14 protein-coding genes and 1 riboswitch are annotated in these 15673 nt (G+C 73.0%); of the genes, 11 read left to right on the forward strand and 3 right to left on the reverse strand.

Annotated features, from left to right (window positions below; translation table 11 throughout):
• Together OHT52_RS27055 and OHT52_RS27060 are read left to right on the forward strand one after the other, a co-directional pair.
• Nucleotides 1–807: a carbon-nitrogen hydrolase family protein gene (locus OHT52_RS27055; RefSeq protein WP_328722785.1), complete on the forward strand. Its 807-nt coding sequence runs from the start codon at nt 1–3 to the stop codon at nt 805–807.
• An 85-nt stretch (nt 808–892) separates the two neighbouring features.
• Nucleotides 893–2584, forward strand: coding sequence for a flavin monoamine oxidase family protein (locus OHT52_RS27060; protein WP_328722786.1), 1692 nt, complete (start codon nt 893–895; stop codon nt 2582–2584).
• Between the two features lie 48 nt (nt 2585–2632).
• On the opposite strand, the gene OHT52_RS27065 is transcribed toward OHT52_RS27060, so the two are convergent.
• Complete coding sequence (locus tag OHT52_RS27065; protein WP_328722787.1) at nt 2633–3361, reverse strand: DUF5995 family protein; 729 nt, start codon at nt 3359–3361, stop codon at nt 2633–2635.
• Between the two features lie 201 nt (nt 3362–3562).
• Here OHT52_RS27065 and OHT52_RS27070 point away from each other — a divergent pair, with 201 nt between their 5' ends.
• Both OHT52_RS27070 and OHT52_RS27075 read left to right on the forward strand, forming a co-directional pair.
• A complete protein-coding gene (locus OHT52_RS27070) occupies nt 3563–4696 on the forward strand; it encodes a glycoside hydrolase family 6 protein (RefSeq protein ID WP_328723913.1) in 1134 nt (377 codons plus the stop codon).
• 257 nt (nt 4697–4953) lie between these two features.
• The gene (locus tag OHT52_RS27075; RefSeq protein WP_328722788.1) at nt 4954–6324 is read left to right on the forward strand and encodes a uracil-xanthine permease family protein; all 1371 of its coding nucleotides are present in this window, start codon (nt 4954–4956) and stop codon (nt 6322–6324) included.
• 18 nt (nt 6325–6342) lie between these two features.
• On the opposite strand, the gene OHT52_RS27080 is transcribed toward OHT52_RS27075, so the two are convergent.
• Nucleotides 6343–6768 (reverse strand): helix-turn-helix domain-containing protein, encoded by a 426-nt coding sequence (locus tag OHT52_RS27080; protein WP_328722789.1) that lies wholly within the window; start codon nt 6766–6768, stop codon nt 6343–6345.
• Nucleotides 6769–6929: 161 nt separating this feature from the next.
• Between OHT52_RS27080 and OHT52_RS27085 the strand changes: the two genes are divergently transcribed.
• Nucleotides 6930–8354: a DNA glycosylase AlkZ-like family protein gene (locus OHT52_RS27085; protein ID WP_328722790.1), complete on the forward strand. Its 1425-nt coding sequence runs from the start codon at nt 6930–6932 to the stop codon at nt 8352–8354.
• A 30-nt stretch (nt 8355–8384) separates the two neighbouring features.
• On the opposite strand, the gene OHT52_RS27090 is transcribed toward OHT52_RS27085, so the two are convergent.
• The gene (locus tag OHT52_RS27090) at nt 8385–9617 is read right to left on the reverse strand and encodes an MFS transporter (protein WP_328722791.1); all 1233 of its coding nucleotides are present in this window, start codon (nt 9615–9617) and stop codon (nt 8385–8387) included.
• 138 nt (nt 9618–9755) lie between these two features.
• Between OHT52_RS27090 and OHT52_RS27095 the strand changes: the two genes are divergently transcribed.
• From OHT52_RS27095 to ribH, 6 genes are all read left to right on the forward strand, one after another.
• On the forward strand, nt 9756–10985 hold the full coding sequence (locus OHT52_RS27095; RefSeq protein WP_328722792.1) for an ROK family transcriptional regulator: 1230 nt from the start codon (nt 9756–9758) through the stop codon (nt 10983–10985).
• 131 nt (nt 10986–11116) lie between these two features.
• A riboswitch (FMN riboswitch) is annotated at nt 11117–11247 on the forward strand.
• 164 nt (nt 11248–11411) lie between these two features.
• Nucleotides 11412–12527: a bifunctional diaminohydroxyphosphoribosylaminopyrimidine deaminase/5-amino-6-(5-phosphoribosylamino)uracil reductase RibD gene (gene ribD / locus OHT52_RS27100; protein WP_328722793.1), complete on the forward strand. Its 1116-nt coding sequence runs from the start codon at nt 11412–11414 to the stop codon at nt 12525–12527.
• A complete protein-coding gene (locus OHT52_RS27105) occupies nt 12527–13180 on the forward strand; it encodes a riboflavin synthase (RefSeq protein WP_328722794.1) in 654 nt (217 codons plus the stop codon). The genes ribD and OHT52_RS27105 overlap by 1 nt, the downstream gene beginning before the upstream one ends.
• On the forward strand, nt 13177–13821 hold the full coding sequence (pnuC, locus tag OHT52_RS27110; RefSeq protein ID WP_328722795.1) for a nicotinamide riboside transporter PnuC: 645 nt from the start codon (nt 13177–13179) through the stop codon (nt 13819–13821). Before OHT52_RS27105 ends, pnuC begins: the two co-directional genes overlap by 4 nt.
• Nucleotides 13818–15104, forward strand: a complete 1287-nt coding sequence (locus OHT52_RS27115) for a bifunctional 3,4-dihydroxy-2-butanone-4-phosphate synthase/GTP cyclohydrolase II (RefSeq protein WP_328722796.1) — start codon at nt 13818–13820, stop codon at nt 15102–15104. Before pnuC ends, OHT52_RS27115 begins: the two co-directional genes overlap by 4 nt.
• Before the next feature lie 52 nt (nt 15105–15156).
• Nucleotides 15157–15642 (forward strand): 6,7-dimethyl-8-ribityllumazine synthase, encoded by a 486-nt coding sequence (gene ribH / locus OHT52_RS27120; RefSeq protein WP_328722797.1) that lies wholly within the window; start codon nt 15157–15159, stop codon nt 15640–15642.
• Nucleotides 15643–15673 lie beyond the last annotated feature (31 nt).

Raw genomic sequence — 15673 nt, forward strand, 5'->3', positions numbered from 1 at the left:
ATGCCGCCGTTGCGTACCGCCCTGTTCCAGAGCTCCGGCACCCCTCACGACGTGACGGCGAATCTCGAAGCCCTCGACCGCGCGGCCGCGCGCGCCGCCGCCGGTGGGGCCCGGCTGCTGGTGACCTCCGAGATGTACCTCACCGGCTACGCGATCGGCGATGCCGTGCCCCGCCTGGCCGAGCCCTCGGACGGCCCCGGCGCACGGGCCGTCGCCGCCCTCGCCGCCCGGCACCGGATCGCCGTCCTGTACGGCTACCCGGAGCGCGCGGGCGAGCTGATCCACAACGCCACCCGACTCGTCGGCCCCGACGGCACCGCCCTCGCCGACTACCGCAAGACCCACCTCTTCGGCGACTTCGAGCACACCTGGTTCACCCCCGGCGAGCAGACCGTCGTCCAGGCCGAACTCGACGGTGTCCGCGTCGGGCTGCTGATCTGCTACGACGTCGAGTTCCCGGAGAACGTCCGGGCCCACGCCCTCGCCGGCACCGACTTCCTGGCCGTGCCCACGGCGCAGATGCACCCCTTCCAGTTCGTCGCCGAGTCCGTCGTACCGGTACGCGCCTTCGAGAGCCAGATGTACATCGCCTACGTCAACAGGGCCGGGCGGGAAGGCGAGTTCGAGTTCGTCGGGCTGAGCTGCCTGGCCGGGCCCGACGGCGCGGTGCGCGCCCGGGCCGGACGCGGCGAGGAACTCGTCACCGGGGACGTGGACACCGCCCTCCTCGCCGCCTCGCGTGCCACCAACCCGTACCTCGCCGACCGGCGCCCCGAGCTGTACGGCCCGCTCGCCCGCCCCGCCTGAGGGCCGCCCCGCCCGTAGGCCCCGTGTGAGGGCCGGCCCGCTTCCGTCGTCCGCCCCGCCCGTCCTCGCAAGGAGTCCGCACCCCATGACGTCCACGGTGCCCAACGCCGTCCCGCACGCCGACACCGCCCCGCCGATCACCATGTTCGGCCCGGACTTCCCGTACGCGTACGACGACTTCCTCGCCCACCCCGCGGGGCTCGGCCAGATCCCCGCCACCGAGCACGGGCAGGAGGTCGCGGTCGTCGGCGGCGGTCTCTCCGGCATCATCACCGCCTACGAGCTGATGAAGATGGGCCTGCGCCCGGTCCTCTACGAGGCCGACCGGATCGGCGGGCGGCTGCGCACCGTGGGCTTCGACGGCTGCGACCCGTCGCTCACCGCCGAGATGGGCGCGATGCGGTTCCCGCCCTCGTCCACCGCGCTCCAGCACTACATCGACCTGGTGGACCTGGAGACCCGGCCGTTCCCCAACCCGCTCTCCCCGACGACCCCCTCGACCGTCGTGGACCTCAAGGGCGAGTCGCACTACGCGCGCACCATCGACGACCTGCCCCAGGTCTACCGCGACGTGATGGACGCGTGGAACGCCTGCCTGGAGGAGGGCGCCGACTTCTCCGACATGAACCGGGCCCTGCGCGAGCGGGACGTCCCGCGCATCCGTGAGATCTGGGCGCGGCTCGTGGAGCAGCTCGACAACCAGACCTTCTACGGCTTCCTGTGCGCGTCCACATCCTTCAAGTCCTTCCGCCACCGCGAGATCTTCGGCCAGGTCGGCTTCGGCACCGGCGGCTGGGACACCGACTTCCCCAACTCCATCCTGGAGATCCTGCGGGTCGTCTACACCGAGGCGGACGACCACCACCGGGGGATCGTCGGAGGGAGCCAGCAGCTCCCGCTGCGCCTGTGGGAGCGCGAACCGGTGAAGATGGTCCACTGGCCGTCCGGCACCTCGCTCTCCTCCCTGCACGGCGGCGACCCCCGGCCCGCCGTCACCCGGCTCGACCGCACCGCGGGCAACCGCGTCACCGTCACGGACGCCGACGGCGACATCCGCACCTACCGCGCCGTCGTCTTCACCGGGCAGTCCTGGCTGCTGCTTTCCAAGATCGCCTGCGACGACGAGCTCTTCCCGATCGACCACTGGACGGCGATGGAGCGCACCCACTACATGGAGTCGTCCAAGCTGTTCGTGCCCGTCGACCGCCCCTTCTGGCTGGACAAGGACGAGGTCACCGGCCGCGACACCATGTCGATGACGCTGACCGACCGGATGACCCGGGGCACCTACCTGCTGGACGACGGACCTGACGAGCCCGCTGTCATCTGCCTCTCGTACACCTGGTGCGACGACAGCCTGAAGTGGCTGCCGCTCACCCCGAACGAGCGCATGGACGTCATGCTGAAGTCGCTCGGCGAGATCTACCCGAACGTCGACATCCGCAAGCACGTGATCGGCAACCCGGTGACCGTCTCCTGGGAGAACGAGCCCTATTTCATGGGGGCGTTCAAGGCGAACCTGCCCGGCCACTACCGCTACCAGCGGCGGCTGTTCACCCATTTCATGCAGGACCGGCTGCCCGCCGACAAGCGGGGCATCTTCCTGGCCGGTGACGACATCTCCTGGACGGCGGGCTGGGCCGAGGGCGCCGTGCAGACCGCGCTGAACGCCGTCTGGGGCGTGATGAACCAGTTCGGCGGCTCGACCGACCCCACCAACCCGGGCCCCGGCGACCTCTTCGACGAGATAGCCCCGGTGGAACTCCCGGAGGACTGACACCCGCCCGCCGCCTCCCGGTCCACCCGGGCGGCGGCGGGCGGCGGTTCAGCGGCAGGGGGTCAGCAGGAAACGTCCGACCAGGCCGACCGCCGCGTCCGTACGCTGCCGGAACTCCTCGGCGAGCGGCGGGACCGCCCGCAGCCGCCAGAGCACCTTCGCCGCCGACCAGGCGCCGTCCCGGGCCCGCTGGAGGCTCCAGGACGTCAGCAGATGGGTCAGCGGGTCGGCGACCTCCAGCAGATCCGGTCCGGGCATCAGTTCCTCGCGGATCCGCTCCTCCAGCAGCACGAGGAGATCGCCCACGCGCTCGAACTCATCCTCCAGGTCCGGTGGAGCGCAGCCGAGCGTACGGCAGGTGTCCACCACCGCCAGTGCGAGATCGTGGCCGATGTGCGCGTTGATGCCCGCGAGGGCGAACTGAATCGGGCGTACCCCCGGGTGACGCCGGAACTGCAGGAGCGGGCGCCAGCACTCCGGCGCAGGGCCGCCCCGCTCCGCGGTGCCGATCGCGGTCAGGTAGCGCTCCGCGAACCGGACGTCCAGCACCGACGTGGCCGCTCGGTCGGTGAAGCCGCCCGCGTCGAGCTCACCGCCGATGGCTTCGGTGACCGCCAGATAGACCTGGTTGAAGGCCCCTACGCCGTCCCCCTCGGGGCACAGCGCCCCGAGGTCGCGCATGCGTGCGATGACGTCCGCGATGCTGGTGGGTGCCGTCTCCACGGCCGGGCCCGGGCCCGGCGGGGCCTCGTCCGCGATCTGTTCCAACTGCGCCATGACCGCAGCGTCCCAGCCGTAGTCTCGACGCGGCGGCGACCGGGCCGGAGTTCATCGGATCGGACGAACCCCGGTGCCCCGGAAGGATGGTGTGGAGTGCCGGACCGTGTCCGCGAAGTCCCGCGGCGTCCGGGGAAGTTCCCCGCGGGGCGCCGGGGCGCCGCCCGTACGGAACGCCGTGCCGCCCGCCGGCACGCGCTCATGAGCGCCGCCGCGGCCCTCGTCGCCGCCGTGGCCGCCGCCGCCGTGCTGACCACCGGGGCGGGCGGCGACGAGCGCGCCACTGCGCTGCCCGGCCCGTCCGCCCTCGACGCGCCTCTGCCGGGCGGCCCCACCACCGCTCCGCCACCGCCACCCTCCCCGTCCCCGGCACGCCGGCCGGGCGGGCCCGTGGCGGGGACGGCGGCGAGCCCGTCCCCGGCGGCGGCTCCCCGGTCCCCGTCGCCGACGCCCGCGACCGGCGGGGCGGCCCGGCTGCCCGCGCTCTACCGGTACCCGGACTCCCAGCTCCTGGAGTGGACGGCCGGACACCGGGAGGATCCGCTCCGCCCGGTGCTGGAGTCCCGGATGGCGAACCGGCCGACCGCCGTCTGGTTCGCCTCGTACGACCCGGCCACGATCACCGGCCGGGTGGCGGCCGTCACCCGGGCCGCCTCGGCGGCCGGTCGCACCCCCGTCCTGGTGCCGTACGCCATCGCGGACCGCGACTGCGGCGGCGCGTCCGGGGGCGGGGCGCCGGACCTGGGCGCGTACGACGACTGGATGCGCGCCTTCGCGGCGGGGCTCGGCGGCGGACCGGTGATCGTGGTCCTCGAACCCGACGCCGTGGCGGACTCCGACTGCCTCACGGCGGACGCCCGCGCCGCTCGCTTCGCCTCGCTGGCACGGGCGGGCCGGACCCTGCACGCCGCGAACCCGCGGGCCAGGGTCTACTACGACGGCGGTCACTCCGCCTGGAACGGCGTGGCCGAGCAGGCGGCCCTGCTCCGGGCGGCGGGTGCCGCCCGGTACGGCGACGGGATCTTCACCAACGTCTCGAACTTCCGCCGCACCGCCGACGAGACCGCCTACGCGCGCAGGGTGCTGGACGCCCTCGGCGGACCGCCCGGCATGGGCGCCGTCATCGACACCAGCCGCAACGGCAACGGCCCCCCGGCGGACGGCGCCTGGTGCGACCCGCCGGGCCGGGCCCTCGGCAGCGCCCCGACGACGCGTACGGGCGAGTCCCGGATCGACGCGTACCTGTGGGTGAAACCGCCGGGGGAGTCCGACGGCTGTTCGGCGGAGGCGGGGGAGTTCAGCCCGGAGTACGCGTACGCACTCGCGACGGGCTGAAGCCGGCCCGGCGCGACACCGCCGACGCAGGGTCAGGACCGTTTCCCGCAGGTCAGTCACCCGTACGCGAGGATGAACGTTTTGGCCAACGGGGATTGATTCGGCTAGAAAGGTCCTTTTGCGTCATCGTTCCGCGGGGGTGCGCGCGTACGCCCGCCGAGGGCGCCGACGGGCGACGGGTGTGCGGCGGTGCCCGGCGAAGGCACGGGCACGAGCCCGTCACCGCGCGGAGCCGTGACACGAGCTGAGGAGTGATCATGGCGGGCTTCGGCTGGAAGCTGCACGGCGACGGGAAGCATCTGCGGCCGGGGGAGGTCGTGAAGCCCGGTGAGCGGCTGACCTGGGGCCGGACGGTCGGGCTCGGGGCCCAGCACGTGGTCTCCATGATCGGCGCGTGCTTCGTCGCGCCGGTCCTGATGGGCCTGGACGCCAACCTCGCCGTCATGGCGTCCGGTGTCGCCACCATCCTGTTCCTGCTCGTCACCCGGGGCCGTATCCCCAGCTACCTGGGGAGCAGCCTGTCGTTCGTCGGCGTCGCCGCCGTGATCGCGACGCAGGGCGGCGACGCCTCGACCCTCACCGGCGCGCTGCTGGTGGTCGGAGCCGTGCTCTTCCTCTGCGGGGCGGTGGTGCGCGCACTCGGCGCGCGGATCATCCACATGGTGCTGCCGCCGGTGGTCACCGGCGCGGTGGTCATGCTCATCGGCTTCAACCTCGCCCCGGTGACGGCCGGCACCTACTGGCCCCAGGACCAGTGGACCGCGCTCGCCACCATGGCCTTCACCGGGTTCGCCCTGGTCGTCCTGCGCGGATTCTGGTCCCGCATCGCGATCTTCCTCGGGCTCGCCTTCGGCTACGTCCTCTCCTGGGTGCTCGACCGGATCTTCGGCCGCATCCACTCCCCGGCGGGCGGTACCGAGTCCGTGGACCACTGGCGCCTCGACCTGTCCGGGGTCGGCGACGCGAGCTGGATCGGTCTGCCGGACCTCCACGCCCCGAGCTTCTCCGGATCGGCGATCCTGGTCGCCCTGCCCGTGGTCATCGCCCTCATCGCGGAGAACGCGGGACACGTCAAGGCCGTCGGCGAGATGACCGGCGACCCGCTGGACGACCAGCTCGGCACGGCGATCATGGCGGACGGCGCGGCGACCATGGTCGCGACCTCGGTGGGCGGTCCCGCCACCACCACGTACGCCGAGAACATCGGGGTGATGGCGGCGACCCGCGTCTACTCCACCGCCGCCTACTGGTGCGCGGCCGGCTTCGCGATCCTCTTCGGGCTCTGCCCCAAGTTCGGCGCCTTCGTCGCGGCGATCCCCGGCGGGGTCCTCGGCGGCATCACCGTCATCCTCTACGGCATGATCGGCCTGCTGGGCGCCCAGATCTGGGTCCGCTCCGGCGTCGACCTGGCCAACCCGCTGCACCTCGTGCCGGTGGCGGCCGGAGTCATCATCGGGATCGGCGGCGTCAGCCTGACCTTCACGGACAACTTCGAGCTGAGCGGCATCGCGCTGGGGACCTTGGTCGTGGTCCTCGGCTACCACGCCCTGCGGGCCCTGGCACCCGCCCACATGACCGGCGAACCTCCCCTGCGGGAGCCGGAGAACCCGGGGTACGACCGGGGCTGAGGCCGGGGTGAACGCCCGTCAGGCGGTGCCCGGCCCCCGCGATGCCGTGCAGGACGAATGCGGTGAGCATGTCGATCGCCTCGTCGTCTTCCGGCGTCCGGGCGCCGGGAAACGTCCTCCGCCAGAAGCGCGTTCCGCGAGAACGCGTCGAGCATTCCCCTCATGGCCGTGGCCACCAGGTCCCCTGCCCGGCGGGACCCTCCCCGCGCGCTCCATCTCGTGCAGGTGGTCACGGAGCACCGAGGGGGCCTCCAGCACGGCCTCCTTGCTCGGGAAGTGGTGGCAGCACGACCCCGCCGCGCGGCCGGCCCCCGCCGGGATGTCGCTGATCCTCGCGCCCAGGAAACCCTTTTCCGTGAAGATCTGGCGGGCCGCCTCCTTGAGCGCGGTCACGGTGCGGGCCGCCCGTTCCTTGCGGCTGTCGCCGGTGGCTCGGGCTCGCACCGGGGTGGCCGGTGTGCCGGCGGGGGCGTGGCCGTCATGAGGGCACCCTCGTGGTCCGGGCCTGGAGTCGGCGACGGGCGCTCCGGGCGGACGCGCGCGGAACGGGACTCACCCCTATGAGGGCAGCTGAGGGCAGCTGCTGCGCGACGGTGCGGGAAGCCATGACGGTTCCGCAGGCGATCTGCCGCTTCGACTTCGGCAACGCCGTCAAGAAGGCCTTCCTCACCGGGGGGTTCAAGAAGATCGGCATCAAGCGCATCCAGTGGAGCAGCTTGCCGAGCGTGAGGTCCGTGTCCCGGGAGAAGCGGGAGAAGTGGCCGGCGGACATCGAGTCCCCTTTCGCCGGGCTCACCCGAGGAAGGCGCCGGGCGCGTCGTCCCCGAACGCCTGCGGGGCTCACCGCTACGGACGATGATGGACCCCACCACGACAGAACGGCGGACGGCGGAGTCATGACCGGGAAGAGCGGATCACCGGCGACCGGGCATTCCGGGCCCGCGATCGGCATGGACAGGGCGAAGATCCTCGCCCGTCGCTTCGCCGCCCACGGACTGGACCGTTCCTCCGGCACGCCCGACCTCGGCGAACTGGGTGTGCTCGGGGTGCAGGACACCCCGGCAGGATCGGCGCGGCTCGCCCTGGCCGCGCGCGGGGTCCCGCCCGACGGTCTGGAGCGGGTCTGGACGTTCCGGGGTGCCCCGCACCTGCACCGGGCGGACGCGCTGCCCGCGCTGGCCGCCGCGCTCTGGCCGCTGGACGACGCCGACGCGGAGGCCCGCATCCGTACGACGGCCATCAAGGAGGGCGCGAAGCTCGGGCTGCGCGCCTTCCGGACCACCGCCGAGGCACTCCGGACCGTGGTGACCGGGCCGAAGCCCAAAGGGGTGGTCAGCGGGGAGGTGAGCGCGCTGGTGGACCCCTCGCTCACCTTCGACTGCGCCACCTGCGGGTCACGGCACGTCTCCGGCCTCCTCTTCCAGCAGGCCGGGCTCTTCGGCGGGGTGCGCGTCACCTCCGGGGGCGGTACGACGCTCTCCCCGCTGGAACCGGGGTTCGCGCTCCCGGAGGCCGCACACGGTACCGACGCCCTGGTCCGCGCCTACCTGCACCTGCACGGCCCGGCCGGCCCGGCCGAGGTGGCGAAGTACCTCGGTGTGCGCACCCCGGTCGTCCGGGCGGTCTGGCCCGAAGGTCTGCTGGAGGTCGAGGTGACCGGCGAGGGCGGCGGGGGGCGTACCGCCTGGCTGGCCGGTCCGGACACCGGCCCGCCCGAGCCCGGCCCCGGCACGACGGTACGGCTGCTGCCGCCGGGCGACCCGTTCCTCCAGGGCCGTGACCGGGAGCTCCTCGTCCCCGACGAGGGCCGTCGCAAGGAGGTCTGGCGGGCGATCGGCGGGGCGGGCGTGCTGCTGGTCGGCGCCGAGCCCGCGGGGACCTGGCGGGCCAAGGCGGCGGGACGCGCGGTCGCGATCACCGTCGCGCCGTTCGCCCCGCTCACCGCCCCGGTGCGCCGGGCCCTGGAGGCGGAGGCCGGGGTGGTGGCCGCCGCACGAGGCGCCGACGAGGCCCGCCTGCACCTGGTCTGACGGTTCCGGACGCCCCGGCGGCTTCCTCGGTCAGCCCTCCGAAGGGCTCTTCGCCACCACACCACCCGGTACGGGCACCGAGCCGGCGACCTTGCGGTCGGCTCCCCGCAGCACACCGGCCCCGAGCACCAGGCCGAAGGCGAGCACCGTCACCAGGCCGAACGACACGACCAGCGAGGTCGCCTCCGCGAGCGAACCGATCGCGGACGGGGCGATCAGCCCCGAGGTGTAGGTGATGGTGGCGACACCGGCGATGGCCTGGCTCGGGTTCGGACCGCTGCGCCCGGCCGCCGCGAAGGCCAGCGGGACGACGACCGCCACCCCGAGGCCGATCAGCCCGAAGCCGCACAGGACGCCCACCACTCCGGGGGAGAGGACCACCAGAACCCCGCCCGCCGTGGCGAGCACTCCACCCGCCCGGACCGACCTGACCGCACCGAAGCGGTCCACGATGCGGTCCCCGGCGAGCCGCGCCACCGTCATCATCAGCGCGAAGGCCGTGGTGGAGGCCGCCGCGAGACCCGCGGAGGAGTCGATGACGTCCCGCAGATAGACGGCCGACCAGTCCATGCTCGCGCCCTCGGCGAAGACGGCGCAGAAGCCGATCGCGCCGATCACCAGCGCCGACTTGGGCGGGAGGGTGAAGCGCGGCGGCGGCTCCTCGTCCGCCTCGCTGCGCAGATCCAGTACCCCCTGGCAGGCGAGGAGACCGAGCGCGGTCAGGGCCAGCGCGGCCAGGAGGTGGTGGAGGCGCGCGTCGGCGCCGATGTGGGCCGCCACCGTGCCCGCTGCCGAGCCGATCAGCGCACCGGCGCTCCACATGCCGTGCAGACCGGACATGATCGACCGGTCGAGGCGGTTCTCGACCTCCACGCCGAGCGCGTTCATCGCCACGTCGGACATACCGGCCGAGGCGCCGTAGACGAAGAGGCCCGCGCAGAGCGTCAGAAGGTTGGGGGCCAGCGAGGGCAGGACCAGCGCCAGCGTCCACAGCGCGAGCAGCCCGCGCAGCGCGTTCCGGGCGCCGAACCGGTGGCTGATCCGGCCGGCCAGCGGCATCGTGAGCGAGGCGCCGATCGCCGGGAAGGCCAGGGCGAGGCCCAACTGCCCGGCGCTGACCCCGGCGTGCTCCTGGATCCAGGGGACCCGGGTGGCGAAGCTGCCGGTGACGGCGCCGTGCACGGTGAACACCGCGGCGATCGCGTATCTGGCGCGTTTCACCTGCGCGGTGCCGAAGACGATCGCGGTCGAGTCCGATGACATTGCGAGGTTCCCTCCCCATATGGCGTCCGCAGAGCGGCCGGTGCTCCTGTCCCAGGATCGGGACGTAAACTATCAGGAACCTTGCCTGATAAAAAGCCCGCGTCGGAATGCGCGGCGGTGATCTGGAAGGATTCCGGCATGCCCGCCTCACCGAGCACCGCCCGGGCCATCAACGACCGGCTCGCCCTGCGTCTCCTCCAGCAGGACGGCCCCTTGACGGCCACCCAGCTCAAAACGTCGACCGGGCTCTCCCGCCCGACCGTCGCCGACCTGGTCGAACGGCTGCAGGAAGCCGGTCTCATCGAGGTCGTCGGCGAAGCCGGCGCCGAACGCCGGGGCCCGAACGCCCGGTTGTACGGAATCGTCGCGGACCGCGCCCACCTCGCGGCGCTCGACGTCCGTACCGGCAGCGTCTCCGTGATCGTCGCCGACCTCCTCGGCCGGACGCTCGCCGAGGCCAGCGTGCCGATCGGCAGCGACACCGGCACCGCGCCCGCCGTCGAGCGGGCGGTCGCCCTGCTGGAACGCACCGCCCGTGAGGCGGGCGACGCCCCGCTGCACAGCGTCGGCATCGGAGCCCCCGGGCTGATCGACCCCGCCACCGGCGAACTCCGCGTCACCATCGGACTGCCCGCCTGGCACCGGGAGTTGGTGACCTCCCTCCAGCGACGGCTGCCCGCCAGGGTCCTCGTGGAGAACGAGACCAACCTCGCCGCCGTCGCCGAACACCGCGTCGGAGCCGCCCGCGACCGGCCGACCTTCGCCCTCTTCTGGCTCGGCCACGCCATCGGCGCCGCCCTCATGCTCGACGGGACCCTGCGCCGGGGCGCCTCCGGCGGCGCGGGGGAGATCGGCTTCATGCCCGTACCCGGCGCGGTCGGCGCCCTCTCGGCCGACACCTGCGAAGGCGGCTTCCACTCGCTCGTCGGCTCCGAGGCCATCTGCGCGCTCGCCGCCTCCCACGGCATGGAGCCCCCGCGGACCCGCCCCGACGCTGACGGCGGGGAACCCCCGTGCGCGGTCTCCGGCGCCGAGCAGGGGTACGCCGCCGCCGAGTACGTCCGCGAGGCCCTCGCCGGAGCGGCGGGCGGCGAGGCGTTCCTCGGTGCCCTCGCCCACCGCGTCGCCCTCGGTGCCGCCTCCGTCGTCTCGGTCCTGGACCCCGGCTGCCTGGTGCTCGCCGGCGAAGTGGGCCACGCCGGGGGGACCGGACTCGCGGCCCTGGTCGAGGAGCGGCTCGCCCTGATGTCGCCGCTGCGCACCGAGGTCCGGGCGGGCGAACTGGGCGGCACCGCGATCCTGCGCGGCGCGCTCTTCACCGCCCGGGAAGCGGCCCAGGACGCGCTCTTCGCCCCGGCTGCCCCCTGACGCGAGGCGGCGCCGGACGGGCCTCGTGCGGTGCATCGCGCCTCGTCACGGAACGTGCGCTGTGAGCCAGCGCACAGCTACCCCCCTGCTGGCCGGAAGCAACTCGTGGCAGACTGTTGGGGTACCAGCAGCAGCGCACTCCGGGGTCGGTGTAATTCCGAACCGGCGGTTATAGTCCGCGACCCGTCCGCATCCAGCGGCCGGTTGACCAGGTGAGATTCCTGGACCGACGGTGAAAGTCCGGATGGGAGGCAGTGCGCGGCGGGCCGTCATGGGTACGCCGCCGTGGGCGGACGCGTGTTCCGGAGAGTTCCGGGCAGCGCGTCCGGTTTTCCCGCGGTCCCGGCGCCGACCCCTGTGCGTTCCGCTTCCTCTGTCGTCATCGACAGGCCCCGGAGTCCGTGCCCGAAGAGGCAGGAGGACCCGGTGGCAACCGCAGCCGACATCACCGCCATGCGCCGAGCGATCGCACTCGCCGCACGCGGACTCGGCTCCACCAGCCCCAACCCGGTCGTCGGATGCGTGATCACCGACGCCGCCGGAGCCCCGGCCGGTGAAGGCTTCCACCAGCGGGCAGGCGGCCCGCACGCCGAGATCCACGCCCTGCGCGAGGCCGGGGAACGGGCTCGTGGCGGCACCGCCTACGTCACCCTCGAACCCTGCAACCACACGGGACGCACCGGTCCCTGCGCACAGGCGCTGATCGACGCGGGCGTCGCCCGCGTCGTCCACGCCGTCGGCGACCCGAACCCCCAGGCCACCGGAGGTGCCGAGACCCTGCGCGCCGCCGGGGTCCAGGTCGGGAGCGGGCTCCTCGCCGCCGAGGCCGAGGCCGGCAACACCGCCTGGCTCACCTCGGTGCGCCGCGGACGCCCGTACGTCCTCTGGAAGTACGCCGCCACCCTCGACGGCCGGATCGCCGCCGCCGACGGCACCAGCCGCTGGATCACCTCGCCCGAGTCCCGCGCCGACGTGCACCGGCTGCGCGCCGAGGCCGACGCCGTGATCGTCGGCTCCGGCACCGCCCGCACCGACGACCCGCAGCTCGGCGCCCGGGGCGTCGAGGGGGCCACTCAGCCGCTCCGCGTCGTCGTGGACACCACGGCCACCGCCGTACGCCCCGGCGCCCGGGTCCTCGACGCCACCGCGCCGACCCTGGTCGCGGTCGCCGAGGACGCAGACGCCCACCATTTGCCCGAGGAGAAGGTGCTCCGGCTGCCCCGCTCCACCACCGGCACCGGCCTGGACGTCACCGCCCTCCTCGCGGCCCTCCACGAGCGGTCCGTGCGCTCCGTACTCCTCGAAGGCGGCCCCACCCTGGCGGGTGCCTTCGTCGCCGCCGGGGCCGTCGACCGGGTCGTCGGCTACCTCGCTCCGGTCCTTCTCGGCGCCGGCCCCGCCGCGCTCGGCGACGCCGGAATCTCCACGATCGCGCGGGCGTTGCGGCTCGATGTGACCGAGACCGCGCACATCGGCCCCGATTTCCGCATCACCGCCGTACCCACCGCCGCCGCCAACTCCACCGCTCGGAAGGGAAACTAGTGTTCACCGGAATTGTCGAAGAACTGGGTGAGGTCACCGCCGTCGAGGTACTCGACGACGCCTCCCGCTTCCGGCTGCGCGGCCCCGTCGTCACCGAGGGCGCCAAGCACGGCGATTCGATCGCCGTCAACGGCGTGTGCCTGACGGTCGTGGAGACCGGTGAGAACGAGTTCACCGCCGACGTCATGGCCGAGACGCTGAAGCGCTCCAGCCTCGGAGCCCTCACCGCCGGCTCCCGGGTCAACCTGGAGCGGCCGATGGCGCTCGGCGGCCGGCTCGGCGGCCACATCGTGCAGGGGCACGTGGACGGCACCGGACACATCGTCTCCCGCACCCCCTCGGAGAACTGGGAGATCGTCAAGGTCTCGCTGCCCGCCGAACTGACCCGGTACGTGGTGGAGAAGGGCTCGATCACCGTCGACGGAGTGAGCCTCACCGTCGTCGACGCGGGCAGGGACCACTTCACCATCAGCCTCATCCCCACCACCCTCGCGCTGACCACGCTCGGCCTCAAGCAGCCCGGCGACCCGGTCAACCTGGAGGTGGACGTCATCGCCAAGTACGTCGAGCGGCTGCTCGGCGACCGCACCGCCAACCCGGGCGACACCTACCTCCGCAACCAGAGCGACACCGACGAGGAGAGCGCGAAGTGAACGTGGCCGACTGGCTCAACTCCGAGGCGTTCACCGTCCTCGACCAGCACATCAAGTGGTCGGACATGATCGGCAACACGATCGGTCTGATAGCCCTGGCCCTCGGCTGGAAGCGGTCCGTGCTGACCTGGCCCGCGCAGCTCCTGTCCGGCGCCATCCTGCTCTTCGCCTTCGCCTCCGCCCACCTGTCGGGCAGCGCGGGCAAGCAGGTCGTGGTCATCGTCGTCTCCCTGCTCGGCTGGTACTCCTGGACCCGCGGCAGGCAGCAGGCGCAGGACGGCTCCATAGCCGTACGGTTCGCCACCTGGCGCGAACGCGGCGTACTGCTCGCGGGCGCGGTCGTCGGTACCCTCGCCGTCGGCGGCCTGTTCACCGCCTTCCCCGAACTCTCCTGGGACCCGTGGCCGGACGCGTACGTCTTCGTCGGCACCGTCGTCGCGATGTACGCCCAGGCGCGCGGCATGGTCGAGTTCTGGTTCGCCTGGCTGCTGGTCGACCTGGTCGGCGTCCCGCTGAACTTCGCCAACGGCTTCGCCTTCTCCGGCTTCGTCTACGTCATCTACGGCGCCCTGGTCCTGTGGGGCATGCGCGACTGGTGGCTGCGTACCCGCACCCCCGGTCTGGAAGGAGCCACGGCATGACAGCCCAGCCCCCCACCCCGACGCCCCACGACCGTGAACTCGCGCTCGACCCCGTCGAGCAGGCGATCCGTGACATCGCCGCCGGCCGCCCCGTTGTGGTCGTCGACGACGAGGACCGCGAGAACGAGGGCGACCTCGTCATCGCCGCCGAGAAGGCCACGCCCGAAGTCATCGCGTTCATGATGAGCGAGTGCCGCGGCCTGATCTGCGCTCCCATGGAGGCCGACGAGCTCGACCGGCTCGAACTCCCGCAGATGGTCCAGCACAACACCGAGTCGATGAGGACCGCCTTCACGGTCTCGGTGGACGCCTCCGCCGCGTACGGCGTCACCACCGGCATCTCCGCCGCCGACCGGGCCACCACCCTGCGGATGCTCGCGGGCGGCACGGCCGGCCCCGGCGACTTCGTCCGGCCCGGCCACGTCTTCCCGCTGCGCGCCCGCGCCGGCGGCGTACTCGTCCGCAACGGCCACACCGAGGCCGCCGTCGACCTCGCCCGGCTCGCCGGGCTGCGCCCGGCCGGCGCGATCGTCGAGATCGCGGGCGAGGACGGTGTCATGCTGCGACTGCCCGAACTCGTCCCGTTCGCCCGCAAGCACGGCCTCACGATCATCTCCATCGAGGACCTGATCGCCTACCGCCGCAGCGCGGAACCGACCGTCCGGCGCGAGGCCGAGGTACGGCTGCCGACCGCCTTCGGCGACTTCACCGCGTACGGCTACCGCTCCGTGACCGACGGCGTCGAACACGTCGCCCTGGTGCACGGGGACATCGGCGACGGCGAGGACGTCCTCGTCCGCATCCACTCCGAGTGCCTGACCGGCGACATCTTCCAGTCCCAGCGCTGCGACTGCGGCCCCCAGCTCCAGGCATCCATGGAGCGGGTGACCGGCGAGGGCCGGGGCGTCGTCGTCTACCTCCGCGGCCACGAGGGCCGGGGCATCGGCCTGCTCCAGAAGCTGCGCGCGTACGAACTCCAGGAGCGCGGCTCCGACACCCTCGACGCCAACCTGGAGCTCGGCCTGCCCGCCGACGCCCGCGACTACGCCGCCGGCGCCCGGATACTGCGGGACCTCGGGGTGCACAGCCTCCGGCTGATGACCAACAACCCCGACAAGACCGCCGCCGTCGTCCGGCACGGCCTCGTCGTCAACGGCCGCGAGCCGATGCCCGTCCAGGCCGGCGAGCACAACCTGCGCTACCTGCGCACCAAGCGCGACCGGATGGGGCACGACCTGCCGTGGCTCGACGGCGTACCCGCCTCGACCTGCGGCAACCAGTGACCCGTCAGACCCCCGACAGACCGACACAGCGACAAGAACGGTAGGAGAGAACATGAGCGGCAAGGGCGCACCCGAACTGTCCGTGAGCAACTGCGAGGACCTCCGTGTGGCGGTCGTCGCCGCACAGTGGCACGAGAAGGTCATGGACGGACTCGTCGACGGCGCCCTGCGCGCGCTCGGCGAACTCGGCATCCAGGAACCCACCCTGCTCCGCGTCCCGGGCAGCTTCGAACTGCCGGTCGTCGCGAAGGTCCTCGCCGGACGCGGCTACGACGCGGTCGTCGCCCTCGGCGTGATCATCCGCGGCGGCACCCCGCACTTCGAGTACGTCTCCCAGGGGGTCACCGCCGGACTCACCCAGGTCACCGTCGACACCGGCGTCCCCGTCGGATTCGGCGTCCTCACCTGCGACACCGAGGAGCAGGCGCTGGACCGGGCCGGCCTGGAAGGATCTTCCGAGGACAAGGGCCACGAAGCGGTCACCGCCGCCGTCGCCACCGCCACCACGCTGCGAACCGTCAGCGAACCCTGGCGCTGAGGGCGGGCGGCGACCCCGTATTCTAAGGACC

Source organism: Streptomyces sp. NBC_00247, assembly GCF_036188265.1.
Taxonomy (GTDB): Bacteria; Actinomycetota; Actinomycetes; order Streptomycetales; family Streptomycetaceae; genus Streptomyces.

What these genes read in the sequence shown, in the direction of transcription:
- OHT52_RS27060 (WP_328722786.1), top strand. Translation starts at nt 893, where the DNA reads ATGACGTCCACGGTGCCCAACGCCGTCCCGCACGCCGACACCGCCCCG.
- OHT52_RS27075 (WP_328722788.1), top strand. Translation starts at nt 4,954, where the DNA reads ATGGCGGGCTTCGGCTGGAAGCTGCACGGCGACGGGAAGCATCTGCGG.
- OHT52_RS27115 (WP_328722796.1), top strand. Translation starts at nt 13,818, where the DNA reads ATGACAGCCCAGCCCCCCACCCCGACGCCCCACGACCGTGAACTCGCG.
- OHT52_RS27085 (WP_328722790.1), top strand. Translation starts at nt 6,930, where the DNA reads ATGACGGTTCCGCAGGCGATCTGCCGCTTCGACTTCGGCAACGCCGTC.
- OHT52_RS27065 (WP_328722787.1), bottom strand. Translation starts at nt 3,361, where the DNA reads ATGGCGCAGTTGGAACAGATCGCGGACGAGGCCCCGCCGGGCCCGGGC.
- OHT52_RS27090 (WP_328722791.1), bottom strand. Translation starts at nt 9,617, where the DNA reads ATGTCATCGGACTCGACCGCGATCGTCTTCGGCACCGCGCAGGTGAAA.
- OHT52_RS27070 (WP_328723913.1), top strand. Translation starts at nt 3,563, where the DNA reads ATGAGCGCCGCCGCGGCCCTCGTCGCCGCCGTGGCCGCCGCCGCCGTG.
- OHT52_RS27055 (WP_328722785.1), top strand. Translation starts at nt 1, where the DNA reads ATGCCGCCGTTGCGTACCGCCCTGTTCCAGAGCTCCGGCACCCCTCAC.
- OHT52_RS27095 (WP_328722792.1), top strand. Translation starts at nt 9,756, where the DNA reads ATGCCCGCCTCACCGAGCACCGCCCGGGCCATCAACGACCGGCTCGCC.
- ribH (WP_328722797.1), top strand. Translation starts at nt 15,157, where the DNA reads ATGAGCGGCAAGGGCGCACCCGAACTGTCCGTGAGCAACTGCGAGGAC.